13 protein-coding genes are annotated in these 19,533 nt (G+C 63.6%); 6 read left to right on the forward strand and 7 right to left on the reverse strand.

All coding sequences use genetic code 11. From position 1 onward, the window contains the following. Nucleotides 1–338: 338 nt before the first annotated feature. From HPY44_04140 to HPY44_04155, 4 genes are all read right to left on the reverse strand, one after another. Nucleotides 339–2,498, reverse strand: coding sequence for a hypothetical protein (locus HPY44_04140; GenBank protein NSW55176.1), 2,160 nt, complete (start codon nt 2,496–2,498; stop codon nt 339–341). 58 nt (nt 2,499–2,556) lie between these two features. Then, on the reverse strand, nt 2,557–3,783 hold the full coding sequence (locus HPY44_04145; GenBank protein NSW55177.1) for a DUF2088 domain-containing protein: 1,227 nt from the start codon (nt 3,781–3,783) through the stop codon (nt 2,557–2,559). Between the two features lie 55 nt (nt 3,784–3,838). After that, entirely contained in the window at nt 3,839–4,312 is a 474-nt protein-coding gene (locus tag HPY44_04150; GenBank protein NSW55178.1) for a GNAT family N-acetyltransferase, read from the reverse strand. A gap of 142 nt (nt 4,313–4,454) precedes the next feature. Further along, nucleotides 4,455–6,074: a DUF2961 domain-containing protein gene (locus HPY44_04155; protein NSW55179.1), complete on the reverse strand. Its 1,620-nt coding sequence runs from the start codon at nt 6,072–6,074 to the stop codon at nt 4,455–4,457. Between the two features lie 144 nt (nt 6,075–6,218). Between HPY44_04155 and HPY44_04160 the strand changes: the two genes are divergently transcribed. From HPY44_04160 to HPY44_04170, 3 genes are all read left to right on the forward strand, one after another. After that, nucleotides 6,219–7,517 carry a hypothetical protein gene (locus HPY44_04160; GenBank protein ID NSW55180.1) on the forward strand — a complete coding sequence of 433 codons (1,299 nt, stop codon included), beginning with the start codon at nt 6,219–6,221 and terminating at the stop codon, nt 7,515–7,517. Nucleotides 7,518–7,635: 118 nt separating this feature from the next. Beyond that, entirely contained in the window at nt 7,636–8,865 is a 1,230-nt protein-coding gene (locus tag HPY44_04165; protein NSW55181.1) for a PD40 domain-containing protein, read from the forward strand. 94 nt (nt 8,866–8,959) lie between these two features. Beyond that, a complete protein-coding gene (locus tag HPY44_04170) occupies nt 8,960–10,039 on the forward strand; it encodes a hypothetical protein (GenBank protein NSW55182.1) in 1,080 nt (359 codons plus the stop codon). Nucleotides 10,040–10,051: 12 nt separating this feature from the next. On the opposite strand, the gene HPY44_04175 is transcribed toward HPY44_04170, so the two are convergent. Further along, nucleotides 10,052–11,140: a GHMP kinase gene (locus HPY44_04175; GenBank protein NSW55183.1), complete on the reverse strand. Its 1,089-nt coding sequence runs from the start codon at nt 11,138–11,140 to the stop codon at nt 10,052–10,054. A gap of 225 nt (nt 11,141–11,365) precedes the next feature. Here HPY44_04175 and HPY44_04180 point away from each other — a divergent pair, with 225 nt between their 5' ends. Continuing rightward, a complete protein-coding gene (locus HPY44_04180; protein NSW55184.1) occupies nt 11,366–11,710 on the forward strand; it encodes a roadblock/LC7 domain-containing protein in 345 nt (114 codons plus the stop codon). 94 nt (nt 11,711–11,804) lie between these two features. Here the strand turns inward: HPY44_04180 and HPY44_04185 are convergent, their stop codons facing one another. Then, the gene (locus tag HPY44_04185; protein NSW55185.1) at nt 11,805–13,283 is read right to left on the reverse strand and encodes a fibronectin type III domain-containing protein; all 1,479 of its coding nucleotides are present in this window, start codon (nt 13,281–13,283) and stop codon (nt 11,805–11,807) included. A gap of 167 nt (nt 13,284–13,450) precedes the next feature. Here HPY44_04185 and HPY44_04190 point away from each other — a divergent pair, with 167 nt between their 5' ends. Together HPY44_04190 and HPY44_04195 are read left to right on the forward strand one after the other, a co-directional pair. Continuing rightward, nucleotides 13,451–15,421: a hypothetical protein gene (locus HPY44_04190; GenBank protein NSW55186.1), complete on the forward strand. Its 1,971-nt coding sequence runs from the start codon at nt 13,451–13,453 to the stop codon at nt 15,419–15,421. A gap of 21 nt (nt 15,422–15,442) precedes the next feature. Beyond that, nucleotides 15,443–16,528 carry a hypothetical protein gene (locus HPY44_04195; GenBank protein ID NSW55187.1) on the forward strand — a complete coding sequence of 362 codons (1,086 nt, stop codon included), beginning with the start codon at nt 15,443–15,445 and terminating at the stop codon, nt 16,526–16,528. 116 nt (nt 16,529–16,644) lie between these two features. Here HPY44_04195 and HPY44_04200 read toward each other — a convergent pair whose 3' ends face one another. Next, complete coding sequence (locus HPY44_04200; GenBank protein NSW55188.1) at nt 16,645–19,413, reverse strand: heparinase II/III family protein; 2,769 nt, start codon at nt 19,411–19,413, stop codon at nt 16,645–16,647. Nucleotides 19,414–19,533 lie beyond the last annotated feature (120 nt).

Consider the following 19,533-nt stretch of genomic DNA (forward strand, 5'->3'; position numbering starts at 1 on the left):
AGGCACAGCCGTCACCCCGAAGGCAGACCACCCGTGGAAGAAACCCTACAAAGGAGACTCCCGACCCCAACGGCAGTAGGACATTTCTACTTTGCACAAAACCGGACATTTCTACTTTGCGTTGACAGGTGGAAGCTCGGGGCTCTGATAGATGACGCGCAGATGCCTCCAGACGGCCCATATTGTCTTGTGGTCTTTGGGTGTCCGGGTTCGCATGCGTGGGCCCCGACGACATGCGCGACTCATGCGCTGGGGCCCGCCCGAAGCCGACGGCGTTTCGGGTCACCCATCGCCCCGGGTGTGAGTGGACTGCGGGGAGACTTTGCAGGCCTGCACCCTCACATCGTCTCGAACTTTTCCCGCGCGATGATATATGCCTGTCGCTCCGGGTCCTGGCGTGTGAAATAGTCGCAGTATCCGGCCACCCTCACCACGAGATGCCGGAAACGATCGGGGTCTTCCACGGCCGCCTCCAGCGTTGCGGCGTCCACTGCCGACAATTGCAGCTGGATACCGCCCATGCGGAAGTACGTGCGCACCAGGGACTTCAGGGCGGCCATGCCCTCGGGCGACTTGAGCAGCTGCGGCTGGAACTCCAGCAGCAGGGACCCGCCATTGGCCAGCCGAGAAGTGTCGATCTTGGCGGCGGAACGGATGGCAGCGGTTGGCCCAGCAAGGCCCTGCCCCATCATGGGGTCCATGGAGTGGGACATCATGTCACCGTGATGACGTCCATCTGCCGACGCGGCCACATGCCGGGCATGTCCCACGTGGTTCCAGAAGCTCCACAGGCCAAGGATGAAGGGCCCGCCGCGGATGTTGCGGTACTGCTCGATCTCCGCCTCAAGTTCCCGCACCATGCGCACCGCCAGGGCATCCACGGCGTCGATGTCGTTGCCATAGTGGGGCGTCTCGCGCACAATCTCGGCCCGCAGGTCTTCGTGGCCCGCCCAGTTGGCCCGCAGGATTTCCACCAGTTCGGGCAGTGTGAGACGCTGTTCTTCGTAGACAAACTTCCGGATAGCGGCCAGCGAGTCCGCGCACGTGCCGAGGCCGAATGCCTGAAACCCGCTCATATTGTACAACGCGCCGCCTTCGGTGAAGTCCATGCCCTTCTCGACGCAGCCCTGAATCAACGCGGACAGGAACGGGCGTGGGGTAAGCTCGCGCTTCACGATCTCCCCTCGGTTCGCGGTGATCACTGCCTGCCGCACACCCTCGCGCATCTGGGCCGAGAATGCGTCCCACAGGTCCTCGAAGGATGCGAAGGTGGCAGGGTCGCCGGTCTCGATTCCCGCCTGGGCGCCGCTGTCCAGCTTCCGGCCATTGCCAAGGGCGCGTTCCAGCCAGTCCTGGAAGCACACGTATCCCGGCCACGAGGCCGAGCGGAAGTATCCCATGCCGCAGATGGTGGGCTCGTGGCAGCCGATGAGCCCGTATTGCCGGGCGTGCTCCACGGGAATGCCTTTGCTCACGATGGCTGGCACCATCATCTCATCATTGTAGATCTGGGGCATGTACCGGCCATCCCGCATGAGCGCCAGGACGGACTCCAGGAACTCGTCGGACATCTGCGCCGAGTACCTGAATGCCACCGAGGGCCCGACGTTCATCAGCTCCCGCGTGGCATCGCGGATCAATTCGGTCACTGCATTGACGCCATCTCTGCCGTCCGGTGTCTGCCCGGCGCAGGTGACGGTCTGGACATGCCCCAGTCCCCCGCGCACGTTTTCATAGATCTTGATCCACAGGCACTGCATGGTCTCCAGCGCCTGTTCGCGGGTGAGCCGCCCGGTCTCAATGTCCGCCTGATAGAACGGCAGGAGGTACTGGTCCATCTGGCCGAAACTGAAGGCTACGTTCTCACATTCCAGGTAGACGCCAAGGTGAGTGAGCCAGAGGGACTGCACGGCTTCGTGGAAAGTCTCGGCGGGGAGCGCGGGGACCTTGTGGCAGATGCGGGCCAGTTCGGCGCACTCAGAGCAGCTTGCTTCTGCTGCCATGGTTTCGAGTTGCTCGGCATAGCGCTCCGCAAGGCGCATGACAGCCCTGCAAGACACCACCATGGCCCGAAGCGTGTCAATGCGCGGCAGGTGCTCGGGGATGGCCTCGTCCAGCTCGCTCAGTGCGCGCCGGCAATCGTCGACGATCGCCAGCAGCCCGCGACTGAGTACCGCCCCGTAGTCGGCGATCATGTACCCGGGTTCCGCTGATCCGCGCGCAATCGCCTCTTCATGCTCGGGGTATCCGGAGACCGTCCGGCAGCCCACGATCAGTTCGCCCGGTGCGATATGAACCGGTGCCTGCTCGCAGACCGCCGCCAGCGCGTGGGCGATCTGGAGCTTGCGAGGCATTGCGCGGTGCTGCTCGAAAACCGCGCGCACCGTGGCTCCGCGGTCCTCGCAAGGCCCGAACTCCCCCGCCCAGGCACGGTCGCGCAGGGCCGCTACGCGCGCTGTGACGGCACTGGACGGCACGGCGGTGTCAGCGGTCAGCATGGCGGCTTTCCTCTCGCGGACGGTGGTTCGGTCAGTCGAGTGCCCTGTGCCCATGCTTTCACACCCATCTCGGAAGCTGCAGGGGCGATACCGGCAGCACCGCCACCTTCGCTTTCGGGAACCGGGGCAACATGGCGTCAATCAGGGTCTCCCAGTCGCTGTGACCGAACCAAGAGCGGTCCTGGGGGATGAAACCGTCGCCGTATTGCGGGCTGTACATGAACACATCTGCACCGGCCAGCAGTTGAGACGTTAGCGCCGGCGCAGTCTGCGGGGGTCTTCTCCTGTAAGGTCCCGCCGGGCCGTCGTAGAGGCCGTGGTACGTGCTGGGGTCGGCGAAATCATTGATCAGCAGCACCGGGCAGCCGAAATGCTTCGCGGGCATGAGTCCTTTGGACCACTGGGTGCCATCGGCATCCAGGGGGTAGGCGTTGGCGATGACCAGATCGTGCGTCACCCGCGGGACCGGAGTGTCGCCCACTTTGCGGGCGATGGCGATGGCGCGCTGGTGGGACTTCCTGGGGGTGCCCGCACCAAGCCCGCACAGTTCCTTATCCGAGTTCATCACCGCGCAGAGAGAGAAGTCCAGCCCGAAGAGGTCCGCAGCCTCCTCAATGTCCCGCCGGGCAGGGCAGGCAGTGGGCGAAGTGGCTCTTGGCGTCCCCTTGACCCGCCCGTGGTGATAGTGCAGCGTGGACACGTGGCAGATTCCCGGCAGGACCATCTTCGCACCGCCGCCCCAGGCTACGAAGGGATGGGGATAGACGCACGAGATGGACACGGAGAAGTCTGCATCCGCGGCGTCTTGGTTGGCCAGCACCGGTGTGCCCGCCGAGGTCAGCCCGAGATACCTCACCCGCGGACTGTAAGCGTCGTGGGAGATGGCCTGCGCTACACGTTCCAGAGCCGATCCCAGGCGCTTGCGTACTTCGGCCCGGGTCATCACCCGGTGGGCTCCATTGCCCAGAACGATGGTTATCTGGTCGCGCTTGAGACCCGCAGATTCCAGGCGGTCGATCACTGCATTGCACAGGGTCTCGGCGGGAGTGGGCCGCCGAAAGTCGTCTACGAGGAGCACTGCGCTCCGGGCCCCTCGTGCGGCCTCGGCAATAGGAGGCGATCCGGCGGGGTTGTCCAGAGCTCTGCAGACTTCATCGTCGGTCATCGCCCGGCGGTCTCGGGGCGAGTAGACCGTTGCATCCCAGCCTGCCGGTAGCGGGAACTCTTCCACGCGGTCCTGGCGCGCGGCGCCCACACGCAAGCGGATGGTCTGTCCGATGGTCATCTGTGATCTCCCTGGTGCTGCGACCTGATCCGCTGCCCTATGCCTTGATGCTGCCCTATGCCTTGATGCCGTCCCGGTAGATGCCGGGACTGGATCCTTCGATCACGGTCGCCCCCACCGCCTTCGCATAGAAGTCCACCGGTCCTGCGCCGCCGATGATGGCATAACCGTATCCCATGGCGCGGAGCGCATGCAGACACGCCAGCAGGAGCGCCTTCCCGATGCCTCGCTTCCGGTCGCTCTCCTGCACACCGGTGGGGCCGAAGTAATTCGGCGCGGTGGCCTCGTAGCAGCCGAAACCGCAAAGCCTGCCTCGGTCCAGGGCGATGAAACACGAAACTGGCTGCCGGGCGAAGCTGCAGGCGCACTCGTCGGCCCACCCCTGCCCGAAGTGCTCACGCACCCAGCTAGTGACCTGGCTGATTTCGTAGGGCATGGCATGTCGGATCACAACGCCCTGTTCGCGCATGGCAGCCAGACTGGGTTCGAGGTCAGGCAGTTCGTACAGCTTCACCAGCATGTCGGGCATCGGCAATCGTCCTTTCGGATCGGATCGTCAGGGTTTCGCCGGCGAGCTTGTTTTTCCCTGCGGCCGATGGCGCCGGGCAGGCCCGGCCTGTGCGCGTCCGCTGCAGACACTCGCGCGAGCCGACGTCCCGTTCGAGTAGCGGCTACTCCTTGCGACCTTTCAGGATGTACCGAACCAGGGCCAGCACAAACAGTGCAGCTACGACGGCCAGGATCGCCGGGGTCACCACGTCAAGCGGCGCGCCACTGTCCTCCTCGCCCGCCCCGAGCCCCTCAGGACCGCCCGAAGGTTCCGCCGCTTCGGTTGGTTCGGCAACCTTGCATGGGCCCGCCTGGTACCAGAACGCGACCGACTTGTAGGTAATTCCCGGCACGGAATTGCGGCTGCCGTGCTGCATATCCACTCGGATCCCCTTGGTGAATGCGATGCGGTCGGGAATCAGGTACCGGTAAGCGGACATCTGCGGAGGCGGGCCCTCGTCGAGATGGGTCAGCCCGTGGAAGGGCCGCGACTGCACCCCGGCGCTGAAGTACCACGCGCCATTGAAAAAGTCCTCAGTGCCGGTGCCCTCCCAGGAGGGCTTCTCCTCGCCGTCCACGTATATCTGTTCATTCCCCTCGAGAAACGCGAACTTTCGATGGTGGGTAGCGCCGCCGGCGAAGGTGCAGCCCACGAAGACGCCCTCGCCTGACACGTCCGCCAAGGGGATGGGCTTACCCTTCTCGGAAATCACCTCCCGGTACTCAGCGCAGAATGTGTAGGGAACCTCCTTCGTCGCGGTCCCTCGCACAAGGGTGATCGGCAGGCTGTCAGCGCCATCGCCCCCGAAGCTATCCAGTTGGAGGTCAAGACCCGTGCCGATGGGGATCGGCAGGCGGAACACCAGCTTGTTCCTGGCGATCGCGGTGATGGGCCCGGCATATTCGTCCATGCCCCAGAAAGAACAGAAAAGCGCGGGCACCGGTACGTCCACGCAGGCGTCCTTCGAGCCCGCAGGACGGATGACGAGCCGGGTGTGATACAGCTTCTCGAAGTCGAGTTCGCCCGCATCGATGATCATCGCTTGCACGAAGGCCTTGCTGTCTCCGGACAGGCTCACGGGGGCCTTGCGGGTCACGGTGATGGTCTCGCTCTTGGCCGCCCGTGCCGATCCTTCGACCACTACGTCGGGCGATCCTGCGAAGGGGTTCGAGGTGTACAGGCGCAGGCGCTGACGAACCTGTTCCAGCTCCGCATCGGTGAGCGCGCCTTCGTGCCCCGCGGAATAAGCCACCTGCAAGTAGAACTTGTTGGGCTCGGTGGCCTCGGGGGTGCCGCCGCCGGGTTTGCGCAGGTCGGTGGCGATGAACTCGGCGCTCACGCTCACTTTCACCGGAATGTACGACCAGTACGCCTGCCCGTCCATGGCGCGCAGCGGATCATTCGCGGCCTGTCCCGCAGGCAGGGCTGCCTTGACCCAGACGGGCTGCTCCTTGCCGTCCAGCTTGACCACCAGTTTCGTCTGGTCGGTGAACTGCGAGGTGGACCAGATGCGGTGGATCAGGCACGGGCCTTTCACGGTGAGGATCGACACGCTCTCGCCGGGCTTCAGAGGCTTGTAGTCCTGGCCTTCGCCGTCGCCCGCGGTGGTCCCCACCATTTTCACAGGGGAAGTGGGGAAGAGCAGGTCTTCGGGCTGCAGGATCGCATGCAGTCCCGGCGGAGCGGCGAATGAGAGTGAGACGGTTGCGAGTGCGACGAGGATCAGGGCTTGCCGGAACACTGGCGAAGACCTCCCGTGGTATGTGTGAGAGGGGGATCACATGATGTTTCCCGGGAAGGAGGGGGGCGCATCGGAGGCGAACCCCGGCTCCGAGTGCAGCTGGGCGAGCGGACTCCCGCCGCACATTCTTCCCGGAGGATCCCGATGACTCAACGCAAGATCGTCCTCATTGGTGCCGGCAGCGCCTCCTTCACGGTGGGCCTCGTAGCCGACCTGCTCGCATCGCAGATCGAAGCCGAGTGGACCGTGGGCCTGGTCGACATCAACGAAGAAGCCCTCGCGGTGGCGGAGGGCCTCGTTCGCAGGATGGTACAGAAGACCGGGCGCGCGGTCAAGGTCGAGGCCTCCACGGACCGCTGCGACGTGCTCCCGGGCGCAGACACTATCGTCAGCACAATCGCCGTGGGCGGAAGGGAGGGCTGGGAAGCGGACGTGGTGGTGCCGCAGAAGCACGGGATCTTCCAGCCCGTGGGAGATACGGTGGGGGCAGGTGGCATCTCCCGCGCTCTGCGCCAGATCCCGGCCATGCTGGACATTGCCCGGGACGTGTACCGGCTTTGCCCGGATGCCGTGTTTTTCAACTACGCCAACCCTATGGCCGCGATCTGCCGGGCCATCAACAAGCACACGGATGCCGGCGTCATCGGCTTGTGCCACGGCGTGCAAGGCACACTGCGCTACTTGTGCGGGCTGATCGATGTGCCGTACCCGGAAGTGCGATCGCTGTACGTCGGCATGAACCACCTGACTTGGATAACCCACTTCACCCGCGATGGGGAGGACCTCTGGCCGCTGGTCCGCGAGAAAAGGGCTTCCGTCTCACCCGACGACAATCCCTTCTCGTGGGAGCTGTTCGACTCCTACGGCGCCTTCCCGGCGGTTCTCGATAGGCATGTCACCGAGTTCTTCTCGGAGCGGTTCGCCGGCGGCGAGTATTACGGCAAGAGGCTGGGCGTGGATGTCATGGACATCCTGGGCGTAATCCGCGGTGGCCACGAGCGCTGGCAGAAGATGATCCGGCAGTCAAAGGGGGAGGAGGAGCTCGATCCGGGGTTGTTCAACCGCACCGCCGGAGAACACGAGGCGCTGATCCCGATCCTGGAGTCGATGCACTTCGACCGGCAGGAGATCTTCCCGATGAACGTGCCCAACCGCACCGAGGCCGGCATTCCCTGGGGATTCGTGCTGGAGATGCCGGTGGTCGCAGCAAAGGCCGGCTGCCTGCCCGTGGGGATGCCGCTGCTTGAGCCGGGGATTCTCGCCTGGGTGACGGAAGCGCTCTACGGGGTGGAGATCACCGTGGAGGCGGCTGTGCGCGGGGACAGGGGCTTGCTGGTGCAGGCGCTCTTGTATGACCGCTGCGTGTCCGATCTCGCGGCCGCGAATGCCCTGGCGGATGATCTGCTGGCCGCTCACCGGGCGAACCTGCCGCAGTTTGAGTGATCCCATGTGCCGACCGAGACGGTCGGCCTATGCAAAATGGGATTTCAGCCGCGCAGGTCGAGCGTCCCGCTCGATAAGGTTCCTCTCTCGACACGACTGCACACAGGAGATGGCCAACATGATCCCGCGTCCTGACCTGATTGACCCGCGATCCGCCGAAGGCATCGAGGTTTTCCAGATTACCACTGAACCCGACGTGCCTTCTTCCCACATCTATATGGAGGCCCAGATATTCACGCCGGACTCCCGGCGGTTCGTCGTACACCGCTCTGCCCATGCTCACGGCAGCGACCAGCATGATCCACAGCACCGCTATCTGCTGTGTGATCTGGACAATGGCGGCGAACTAAGCCCGCTGACGGAAGAGACCGGGGCCACCGGGCCGTCGGTCTCGCCGGATGGCAGGTACCTGTACTACTTCGTGAACGAGACGGAAGTCGGCGGTGGCACGCTAACCCTCAAGCGCGTTCAACTGGACGGATCCGGGCGAGACACTCTCTTCGTGCTGGACACCCCGCTGCCGGACACAGACTACCGACCAAGCCGCATCTACCCGCTGTCCACGATCTCTTCGGACGGCAAGCGCGTGGCGATCTCCGGCTACCTCGGCGACGGCAATACGAAAGGCGCCCCCTACGGCTTGATGGTCTTCGACGTCGAGGACCCCAGTGTTCGCCTGGTGCTGCAGGGACCCTCGTGGTGCAACCTGCACCCGCAGTATAGCCGGTCGCTGGATGCCGAAGCGTCCCACGACATTCTCGTGCAGGAAAACCACGATAATGAAGCCGACGAGAAAGGGGCAATCACGCAGCTCGTGGGCGGTCTCGGAGCGGACATCCATGTGATCCGCGATGACGGCACCCACTTCCGCAACATGCCCTGGGGGCGAGACGGCAACGAGTTCTGCCAGGGCCACCAGTGCTGGCGCGGACGGACCCGCTGGGGCATCACCAGCACCGGCACGAAACAGCCGCCTGAAGCCCAGCTCATCGAGGGCTTCGAGGCCGACTACGCCGGGCACGTGGGCCTGAACACTCCCGGCGGCCTGCGCAACGACCTCAGCCGTGACTTCGACAACCCGCAGTTCTACCATTTCGCCACCGATATCCACGGGAGACGTCTCATCACCGACTGCGGTCCGCTGAACGAGAACGCCTCTGTCTGGTGCGCGGAGTTGGGCGAGCCCGGTCAGGACGCCCTGCGCAACTGGCGCTATCTCGTGACCGCTCGCTGCACCTGCCAAAAGAGTACGCACCTGCACCCGTTCCTGTCACCAGACGGCAGGCTGGGGTTCTTCAACTCTGACGAGACCGGGATTCTGCAGGCGTATATGATCCGGGGCCTTTGAGCCGGGCACAGGCGTCGTCGGCTAGAAGGGTTTCCTGCGGGGCGATAGAAGCTATCTGCGGCATTACCGCCCGCCACGATTGGAGGTACCTGTCATGTCCGCCGTAACCATCATCAGCCCCCGTGACGGCGACGTGCTCAACCGACACGACGGGACTGAGACCGCCGAGAGCATAATCATCCCCGTTCGCGGCACATGCCCGCCCGGCGCGCAGGTGACCGTGAACGGTCTGCCCGCCACCGTCTCCGGCGGCGAGTTCGCCTGCGATGTGCCCCTCAGTCGCAAGCGCAACTTCATCACCGCCTGCGCCGGAGACTCCCGCCACGAGATTCTGGTGCTTTGGAACAAGGGCAGCTTCAAACGCTACCGGTTCAGCATCGACGACAATATCCTGTGGCTGCGGGACCTGGGGCTGCATCCGGAGGATTACGCCTCGATCTTCGACCACTGGTTCCTGAGCTTCTGGCGTGACATCCACCGGGAGTACGGGACGAAGGTCCACATCAATATCTACTACCAGACCGAACTGTTCGACCTCACCCAGATGCCGGATAAGTGGAAGGACGAGTGGATCGAGAATTCGCCGTGGCTGCACCTGAGCTTCCACGCCCTGCAGAACAACCCGAACCGCATCTACCGCAACGCCACCTACACGCAGATCGCCCATGACTATGACCTGGTGTGCGGGCACATCCGGCGCTTCGCGGGAAATGAAGTGATCAGCAACACCACCACGGTGCACTGGGCAGAATGCCCGAAGCCGGCGGCATTGGCTCTGCGCGACCGAGGCATCGAGAATCTGATCGGCTTGTTCTGGGTGAAGAACGGCGTCTGCACGACGGGTTATTACCATTCGCCCGAACAGTGCGAGTACTGCCACTCCCGAGACGCTTGGCACGACCGGGATACGGGCCTGACCTTCATCTCCTGCGATCAGGTGGTGAACTCCTGGTCTGTGGAGGAGATCGGCCCGATGCTGGACGAGCGCGAGGCGTCCGCGCACACGTGCGAGATGATCGAGCTGCTCATTCACGAGCAGTATTTCTGGCACGAATCGGGGATCTACCAACCGACCATCAAGGACAAGGTGCGCACCGCGGTGGAGTGGGTGTCGCAAAGAGGGTACGAACCTGTCTTCTGGGGAGACGGATTCCTGGGAGTGCCCGAGGCCTGAATTTGCTCCGCCTCAGTCCATGGTTACCGATACGCCGCCGCGCTGGTGGACGATGTAGGCCTTCCCGCCGGCGCGGTTGATGGCCTCGGCGACTTGCTCCTGCTTACCCGGCGCGTAGGCGAACATAGCGCCGCCGCAGCCTGAACCATTGAGCTTCCCGCCCAGCGCGCCGGCCTCCATGGCGGCGTCAATGAGTTCGTCCAGCTTCGGGTGGCTGACGCCGATGCCGTCGCGCAATTGCACCTGGTGCTCGTAGAGCATCTGCCCCAGGCGCGCCTCATCCACCTGTCCCGAGCCCAGCATCGCCCGGGCCTCCTGGCAAAGATCCCGGTTGATGAAATGAGACTGCACCAGATGCCGCGTGCCTTCGGGCAGTTCGGGGAAGTACTCGGCGGCCTGATCCATCGGCGTGGTCTTCAGGTCGAACCCGGGGATCTTCTGCGTGAGGAACGCCACGCCCGCCTCGGTTGCCTGCCGCGACTCGCGAAGGGTGCAGACGGTGTTCTTCGGGATGCCCGTATCGCCCAGCACAAATCCGTCCAGCTTTGCGGGCAGCGGAAAGACATTGATGGGCTTCCTGCAGTCGATGTACAGCAGATTTCCCACCGCGGACGTGTAGTGGTCCATCATTCCGCCGGCTTCGCCGTGTTCCTCAACTTCGGCGATATACCCCAGCCACGCGATGTGCTCGGGCGAACGGTCCACCTCCCCCTCCTGGGTGGCCAGGAGAAAGGTGGTCCACGCGATGGTCAGCGCCGACGAACTGGAAGTGCCGGCGTTCATAGGAATGCGACCACGGATCTCACAGTCGTAACCGCGAGAGATGGTCAACCCGGCCTCGCGGACGACATTGGTTGCCGAGCGCAGGTAGTCGCGCTTGTGCCGGTATGGGAGCTTCCTGGAGCCATCGAACTCGTCGTAGTCGTCCTCGTCCCGGTCTGTGAGGTCAGGCTTGCGGATCGCGAAGATGCTATCCGCGCGCGGGGTAGCGGTGATCCTGACATCCAGGTCGATGGCCGTGGCGATCACCGACAGCCCAAGGAAATCCTGATGCTCGCCGAACAGACACAAACGTCCCGGAGCCGACACTTCAACAGGCATGGGCGCCGCGCAGCCTCCTGGTGGAAAAACAAGAGGGCCCGGAGATGATCCCCGGCCCTCGTGATGTTGGGAGTGTAACCATGCGAACATCCTTCGTCAAGTCAGGATGGCTATCTCCTTGAGCTTTTCTTGAGCATGTGTTAGCATGAATGTCACCGGTTGTGGGCACAAACCGGGAACACGGGCGGCTCAGGCCGCCCAACCACGGACAGGATGGTGGAGGCAGTGAAGGCGATACTCGAGGAACTGCTGAATGTGCCGGGCGTTCAGACAGCCGTGGTAATCGGCTGGGATGGTTTCACAATCGACTCGGTCTCAGCGGATGAGGTGGACGTGGAGGCCGTAGGGGCGGTCATCTCCAGCGGGATCGGCTCTGGGCAGATCATGGGGAGCGAACTCGGGTTGGGCGAACTGGCCCAGGCGATGTTCGAATACGACAAGGGCCTCATCATCTTCAGCGGCATTGGTGACCGGGCAATCTTGGCGGTTGTCGCCGAGCCCGAGGGCAATCTGGGCTTCATCCGCTACCAGGTGCGAAAGCAGGTTCCGCGGCTGCTGGAGACCTTGTAGGCCGGCACGCGCCCCTTCAGATGAGAGCGCGCTTCGGAGTGCTGCACGTTCCGATGGCACGGGCAGCACTCCGTGTCTGCTTGCTCGCCCGCGGTCAGTAGACGTCCTCGACTTCGGCCCCTGTGTTTCGCGTGACCTTCCCGATCCAGGTCCCATATCCCCGCGCAATGGCCTGCGGGTATTCCTTCGGAGGCATATCGCGCTTGCCGAAGACGACGTACATCGTGTCTCCGATCGCCGCGATGTCAGGGCTGAGGTTGTGCTTCATGTCGGCCATGTACGGTAATGCCGCAACCGTCGCCTCCTGCCCCCTGCCCAAGCGCGTTCCAGGCTTGAGCCGGCCGAGATCGATGTCGAAATAGACCCCACCAGCGGCCGGGTAGTCGGCGTCGGACTGGAACACGAAGTAGAAGCGGTCATATAACTGCACGCCACGGCCGCGGATATTGGTTCCGAGCTTGCGGACCATGCGTACGTCGAAAAAGCGCCGGCCATCGAACTGTGCGAACCACAAGGCCTCGCCGGCGTACTCAGGCTCCCCCTCCACCAGCCCCGAGAAGAGCAGAACAAGGCTGCCTCCATACGTCCCGATACTGACACTACGCGGGTTGCGCACCGGACAGTTCGTCCATGCCACGGGATCGGAAAAGGCACCGCGCCAGGGCTCATAGGCGGCTAGCATGATCATCCCCTCCGGCTCCCCGTCCGGGCTGGTCCAGGTCTCCAGCCAGGCTGCCCAGAGCTTATCCAGGTAGGGCGCGAGAGAACCGTGGCTTGTGCTCGCACCTGGGTGTTCCGGGACGATCTCCATGAGGGGGCTGACGAGCTCCGCGGCTTGGTCTGCGGCGGAGGTGCCGGGTTCAGCTGCGAGGTCGTAGTAAACCATTCTCTGGCGCGCAGACGACGGGCCTGGGCCGGTTACGTTAGGCTTCAGCACATGCCATGTCACCCAGAGCCGGTCCTGGAACACGCACATGTCGGGAGCCTGTGGACACAGGGGCTCCTCATCCACCGCCGGGGTGACCTCCTGGGTCCAGTCCACGGTCAGGCTCTCCGGGTCTACCCGCGACAGGTGAAGCGCACACTCCTGGGCCTCCATCACATAGAGTTTGCCTCGATAGGCCTCAAGGCACGGCTCTGTAATGGCGCGGCGGAATGTGCCAAGCGGTTTCGGTGTCAAGAATTGCAGGCCTGCGAAGCTGCGCGGCGCGGTGGATGAAGTCGTCACCGTGATCGAGGGGGACTCGAAAGCCGGGCCCTTGCCCCTGGGCCACGCGCGCACCTTGATCTCATAACGCTTCTCCGGTTTCAGCCCGTGGATGCTGTAGCCGAGAGTGTACACATTCTGAATGGTCTGGAGCTTCCGGGCCCGCCGCCAGAGTCGGGGGATCTCGCCAAACAGCACGTCATGGCGCACCGAGGTCGAATCCCATTCCAGCGCGATCCACGTGGGCCCCTGACGCGGGGAGCGCAGATCAAAGACCTGGGCGGGGATATCTAGAGGCGCTTCCTGAGCCAAAGCGAAGGGCCCGAAAGAGATCACCAGCAGAATCAGGCAAGAGACAAGACGCACGCGCATGCCTCCAGCGAAGGTAGGCGAGTCGAAGACGACAACTGAACCCTTCGCCGCCTCCGGGCGACGTTCCTCCGCGCACAGATGCCCCGTCCAGCGGTGCGGTGTATCAGGCTCCTTGACGCTCAGCGCGCAATCCTGTACCGTTCCCGTCCGGTGATGACCTCTTGTCCGCAGCGGAGACGCAGGCCCTGACTACAGCCCCGCAGATGCGCAGCGCTCCGGCAATCACAGGCCGCGCGATTGCCGCCGGTCTCGCCTCCATCACCGGCGTCATCTTCCTGATCCACTGGGCCGAACTGGTCCTCGGCGGCGCCCGGGGTCACACGGCAATGGCCAATACCAGCATCCCGGTCGGGGCCTTCACCGCGCTCATCGTCATTCTTGTTTTCAATGGCGCTCTTGGGCGCATTCGCAGGCGCTGGCAACTGAACGAGTCCGAACTCATCGTCATTTACACCATGACGGCGGTCGCCACGGGCCTGGCTTCTTCGGGCGCGATCCACTTCATGGTTCCCGCTCTCGCCGCCCCGTATTATTTCGCCTCAGATGAGAACAAGTGGGAGAGCCTGTTCCACCAGTACATCCCCGAGTGGATCGGCCCCACCAATCTGCGCCTTCTGGAGCGCTTCTTCGAGGGAGGCGACACGGTTCCGGTGGGCATCTGGCTGGGCCCCTCGGTGGTCTGGTGCTTGTTCATTTTCCTGTATGCCCTGTGCAGCCTGTCTATCGCGGCCCTCGTGCGCCGGCAGTGGGTGGAGAGCGAGCGCCTCACTTTCCCGACCGTCTACGTTCCGCTGAATATCACCGCCGCCGACGGCTCTTTCTGGCGCAACCGTCTGGCGTGGATCGGCATCGCTATCCCTTTCCTCATCGGCACGCTGAACACCCTGAATCTCAATTTTCCCACCATCCCCAAACTGGAAGTGCGCAACATCGACGTCTCCAGCACCTTCAAGGACCCGCCGTGGAACGCCATGGGCGGGCTGCAGTTGTCCCTTTATCCTTTCGTGATCGGCATCGCCTTCCTTCTTTCCAGCGAAGTGACGTTCTCATCCTGGTTCTTCTTCCTGGCCACGAAAGCCGAGCGAGTTATGGGTGCGATCTTCGGCCTTTCTGACTGGGGCACAGGCGCGCTCACCAAGTTCCCCTTCGAAGAGCACCAGGGCGCCGGGGCTTTCATTGCCATCAGCGCCCTCGCCCTGTGGATTGGCCGCAAGCAACTGACCCAGACTTTCGCTGCGGCTCTCGGACTCACGGAAGCAAAGCCGGAATGGCATATCGGCCCGCGCTGGGCTGTCTGGTGCCTGATGGCCAGTTTTGCGGGGATGATCGCCTTCTGCCGCGCCGCCGGGATGAGCTTCATCATGCCCGCCCTGCTTCTGGTACTGTCCCTCGTCTACCTCGTGGCTGCCACCCGGATCCGCGCCGAGACCGGCAATGCCTGGCTCTTCGGCCCGCGCATCGACCCGCAGACAATCCTGGTCACTTCGCTGGGGTCGCGGAATATTGCCCCGAGTGATCTGACCATCATGGCGTATCTGTCCAACTTCGCCAGCTTCGATATGCGCTGCGTGTCCATGCCCCACCAGCTTGACGCCTACAAGATGGCCGAAGTGCGGGAGATTCCCCGAGGTGGACTGACCGGGGCGCTTGCCGCGGGGCTGGCGTTCGGAATCCCCGTGGCTTTCTGGGGAGCGCTGGCCGTCTGGCACAACGTGGGGGCTCTTGCAAAGGGGAACACGTGGCGAACGCTCATGGGCAAGTCAGTCTTTGATCGCCTTCAGGGATACCTGCAGGCCCCGCAGCCGCCCGACTTGCTTGGCCTCGTTTTCGTGGGCGTGGGCGCGCTCATCACCGTGGCCCTCTTCGTCCTGCGCACCCAGTTCGTCGCATGGCCCTTGCATCCCGTGGGTTACGCCATCGCCGGCACTCAGAGCATGCGCAGCCAGTGGTTCCCGTTCCTCATCGCCTGGTCAGTGAAAACGGTGATCCTGCGTTACGGCGGCCCGCGCATGTACCGGCAAGCATTGCCCTTCTTCTTTGGCCTTGTGGTCGGCGACTTCCTCAATGGCGGCTTCTACACACTTATCGCCTGCTTCATCAGCAAGATGAACGTCTACCCGGTGAACTGGTAGGCACAATCCCGGAGGCTTCCCATGACCGAACGCGAGCGCTATCTCGCCACTTTCAGTTTCCAGCCCGTGGACAAGCCCTTCGTTCGAGCCGTCGGCGGCTGGCTGGAGACCGGCCAGCGCTGGCAGGCCGAAGGCTGGGACGGTACCGCACTCCACGAGATCTTCGGCACCGATATCGTTCTGGGCACCGGCGTCTACTACGGCCCCGTGCCGCGGTTCGAGAACGAGGTTCTGGAGGAGACCGAGACCACCCGGGTCTACATCAACCACGAAGGCATCATCATGCGGGAGTTCAAAGACTTCCACGGCAACTCCTCGATGCCCCAGTTCGTTCGCTTCCCTGTGGAGTCCGAAGAGGATTTCGAGAAGATCTGCGCCGAACGCCTCCAACTGGTTTTCGACCAGCGCGCGCCCGGCAACTGGCCGGAGCTGGTCGCTTCTTTCCGCGACCGAGACAAGCCCCTGATGAACTTCGCTGATCGCTGGGGCGGGTTTTTCGGCCCCTTGCGCAATCTCATGGGTGTGGAGAACCTGTGCATCGCCTTCTACGACAATCCAAAGCTCATCGAGCGCATGATGGATCAGCGGGTGGAGGCGATCATCGAGATCACCGGCAGGGTGCTGGACGAGGTGGAGATTGACACCTTCGGCTTCTGGGAAGACATGGGCTTCAAGACTGCGTCGCTCCTGAGCCCCGCTATGGTCCGCAAATACATGGTGCCCCGGTATGCCCGGGTCACCGAATGGCTGCGCTCCCGGGGGGTCAAACACGTTGGCGTGGACAGCGACGGGGACGTGAGCGAATTGATTCCTCTGTGGCTGGAAGCAGGGCTGGATCTGGTCTGGCCCATGGAAGTGGCGGCGGGCATGGATGTGGTGGCCCTGCGCCGCGAGTACGGCCGGGACCTGAACATGATCGGCGGCATCGACAAGCGCGTGCTGGCTGTCGGCGGCCAGACCATGCGTGATGAGGTCGACCGAATCATGCCGGTGGTCGAGAGCGGCGGCTACATCCCCGAGATCGACCACTCCGCCCCGCCGGACATCTCCTGGCCGAACATGTGCGAGTACATGGAATACCTGATGATGAGACTGGGGAGAGGGTAGAAGTGGGGCGACGTCCTCGCCCCACCACCTGATGTCGCTGCGCCCGAATGGGGCGGCGCAGACCAAGCGCCACAAAGCGGAAGACGGTTCTCTTGCTTTGGCCGCCGTGGAACCACCTATTCCGGGGGGAAACGCCCCTCGACGAACTCTTGGTTTTTTTCGGCCTGCCACTCGGCCGCTCCGATGCGCAACAGGCTTCCTTTGCACAGAGCGACGTGCAGCACCTGTCCCGACGCGTCCAGCCGCACAAGGGCCAGCTCGGCATCCGTAGCGATGTCCAGGTCCGGAATCAGGACCTGCTCGCCGGGCTTCCATGCCGGCGTGGGTCCAAGCGGATCCTCCACATCCAGCGCGATCACCACGTCGCGCACACCCGTCACGCTCACCAGTTCAAGCGCCAGGTGGTTCTCACCCAGAACCTGCCCACCGGCATCGGTCAACCTGAGCCTCCGGATCGATTCCAGTTGCGGTCGTCCCCCGTGGGGTTCGATGACCGAAATGAAAGTCGACGCAAGCGGCCCGTTACCCTTGTCAGTGCGACGGATCATCACCCGCGGAACCCACGTCTGGTCATTCGTATCATATCCGCCAACAGTCACCCACGCCTCTCCCACCGCCGCCAGCGCGCCGGGGGTCAGGTCCGTGTACCGCAACCCCACCTGCTGCCCGTCCGGCAGCAGGCCGTAGCGATCCTCGACCTGCCAGTCTACATGCCAGCCTGGTTGCGGCGACGGGTCAGCCACCATCTTGCGCACCTGCGCTCCTCCGCCGTACTCCACCGGATCGCGCAAGTCAAGCCCGGTAGAACTCACTGTGCCAAAATGGCTGCCCATGAACTTCGCATGGTCCTTCCCGCCCACCACGCGGAACACATCGAGCACGTAGAAACTCTCGGGAGAGATGTCGATGCTGGCCACCGTGCGCTCATACTGCTGTCCACCGATCATCTCCGGGCAACTCGCGCGGATCGCGCCCAGGACTTCACCGTCCGCCCAGAGAGTAGTGCGGCCACCGGCCTCCGCCTGGTTGGCTCCATCGACGACAACCGTGTTGTGGGCTGCAGTCAACCTGTACCAGGTGGCGCGCGGTGAACCCCACCCGCCGAATTGCACGGGCGGGTACCCGAAATCGGGCATGAGATCCAGCCCGCGCGCGAACAGCCCCAGGTTCATGCCGTCCAGATGCCCGTGCCCGCCGCCCGAGTCGTAGTCCAGCCAGACCGCGCGGGAATCCGGCCCGCTCCCCGACTTGAGCAATGCAATGCGCCACTGCTGCTTGTTCACGCTCTCCTGCCGCGGGATGCCGCCCTCGCGGGCGATCACCTCGCGCACCTGCTCCTGGATCCGGTCCGGGTTCTCCGCGAACAGGTCGTGGGGCAGGCCCTCCACCGTGTTGTCATTGGCGATGTGCAAGGCCTGCACGAAGGCTGTGTCTCCGGTCATCTCATACAGCCGCCACATGAAGGTAAACATGGAAGGGGCCAGTGGCGGCGGCTTGTGGCTGTAGCCAATTTCATGCCCCGGGCGCTGGAAGACGACACCTTGGTACTGATCGATGCGCCGGGCGAACCAGCCGCTGTCACCCGAAAGCGGGTAGTAGTCCGCGAAGCACCACGTGTCGATGTGGAAACGATACAAGTCGTGCAGACGGGGCTGCCTCTGGAGAATGTCGGCCAGGAACCCGGGCGAAGCCTGCTCCCAGCCTGCCAGGAACAGGGCTATGCTTTGCGGCCCGAAGGCCGAGTAGTTCGCAAGGCCTTTCTCTCCCGTCACTCCGTCCACCGCAGTCGCGTTCTGCAAGAATCCGGCGATGATCCCCATTACCTGCTCGCGATTCTCCGGCCACCCCAGGACCGCGTGGATCGTCGCCAGTGCGATGGGCGTCCTCGGGTAGTTTGACGCGATCTTATGCGCGTTCTTGACGGTGTCGTTGAGAATGCGCTCTTCGATGTTCCGCCGGATCTCGGCGCAGGACGCCTTCGGGTTCTCCAGCCCGTACTGCTTCGCCTTGCCCGAGAGAAACTCAACCAGCCCCGGGTCATCCGCGATGCCTTCCACCACCTGGTCATACCCAAGCGCCAGTTCCCGGGCCTCCTCGCAGGCATCGTGCCAGACCGACACATACCCGTTGCTCCCCAGTGCGCGCTCGTAGACCAGCGCCTGGGTCTTGAAGTCAAAGGTCGGATACAGGTCCGCCACGCGATCCAGGAGTACCGCGGCCTTGTGGGCGTAGCGCTGGTCTCCCGTGACCGTGTACGCGTCCGCGAGAGCTCGGATACCCCCCAGGATGCCCTGCTTCCACTGGCCGTAGATCAGGTATGCTCCGATGAACCGCCAGCGCTTGTCGCCTTCTACATACCCTTCGCCATCATCGACGCCGAACCGGTGCAGGGGGTCGTTGGGGTCCGGGTGCTCCTGGTTGAACAACAGTGATCGGTCGGCACGTTTCGGGTCGAAGACACCCTTCTCGTCGAGCCCCGACCGATAGAATGCACTAAAGTCGTTTGTTGGAAACAGCATCTTGCAGTGGGGGCAGCGCACCTTCCACGGGCGCTCCAGCGGGTCCATCTCCCAGTTGTACATGGGTACGCCCTCTTTGCAGGCGGGGCAGTAACCATCGGACCAGACCATCCATGACCGTGTGATGGTGCTGCCGAACATGAGGTCCCACAGGTCTTCGTCGCTCATCTCAACCCACGGACGGGCGCGCTCGACAAGTCCATCACGAATCTCCGCCGCCCACGGGAACCGCGCCACATTGGCTCGCGCGCGGTTGGCCAGCCACGAGGGCATGAAGACGCTGGCCTTGCGGTCGGCCAGACCGGGTGCGGTGGAGACAAGCATCACCAGGGTGACCAGTATGAGTACGGCGCGGGCTGTGTCCATGCGAAAGTGCCTCCAGTCAGACAGGGGGTGTCGCTTGCGAGTTTGCTTTAGGAACTCGCCCCTCAGGCGAGTCCGGCCGATGCGCAGCCCTATTGCCTGCGGCCATAGATGGCATCATTT

The organism is Armatimonadota bacterium, from assembly GCA_013314775.1.
GTDB lineage: Bacteria > Armatimonadota > Zipacnadia > Zipacnadales > JABUFB01 > JABUFB01.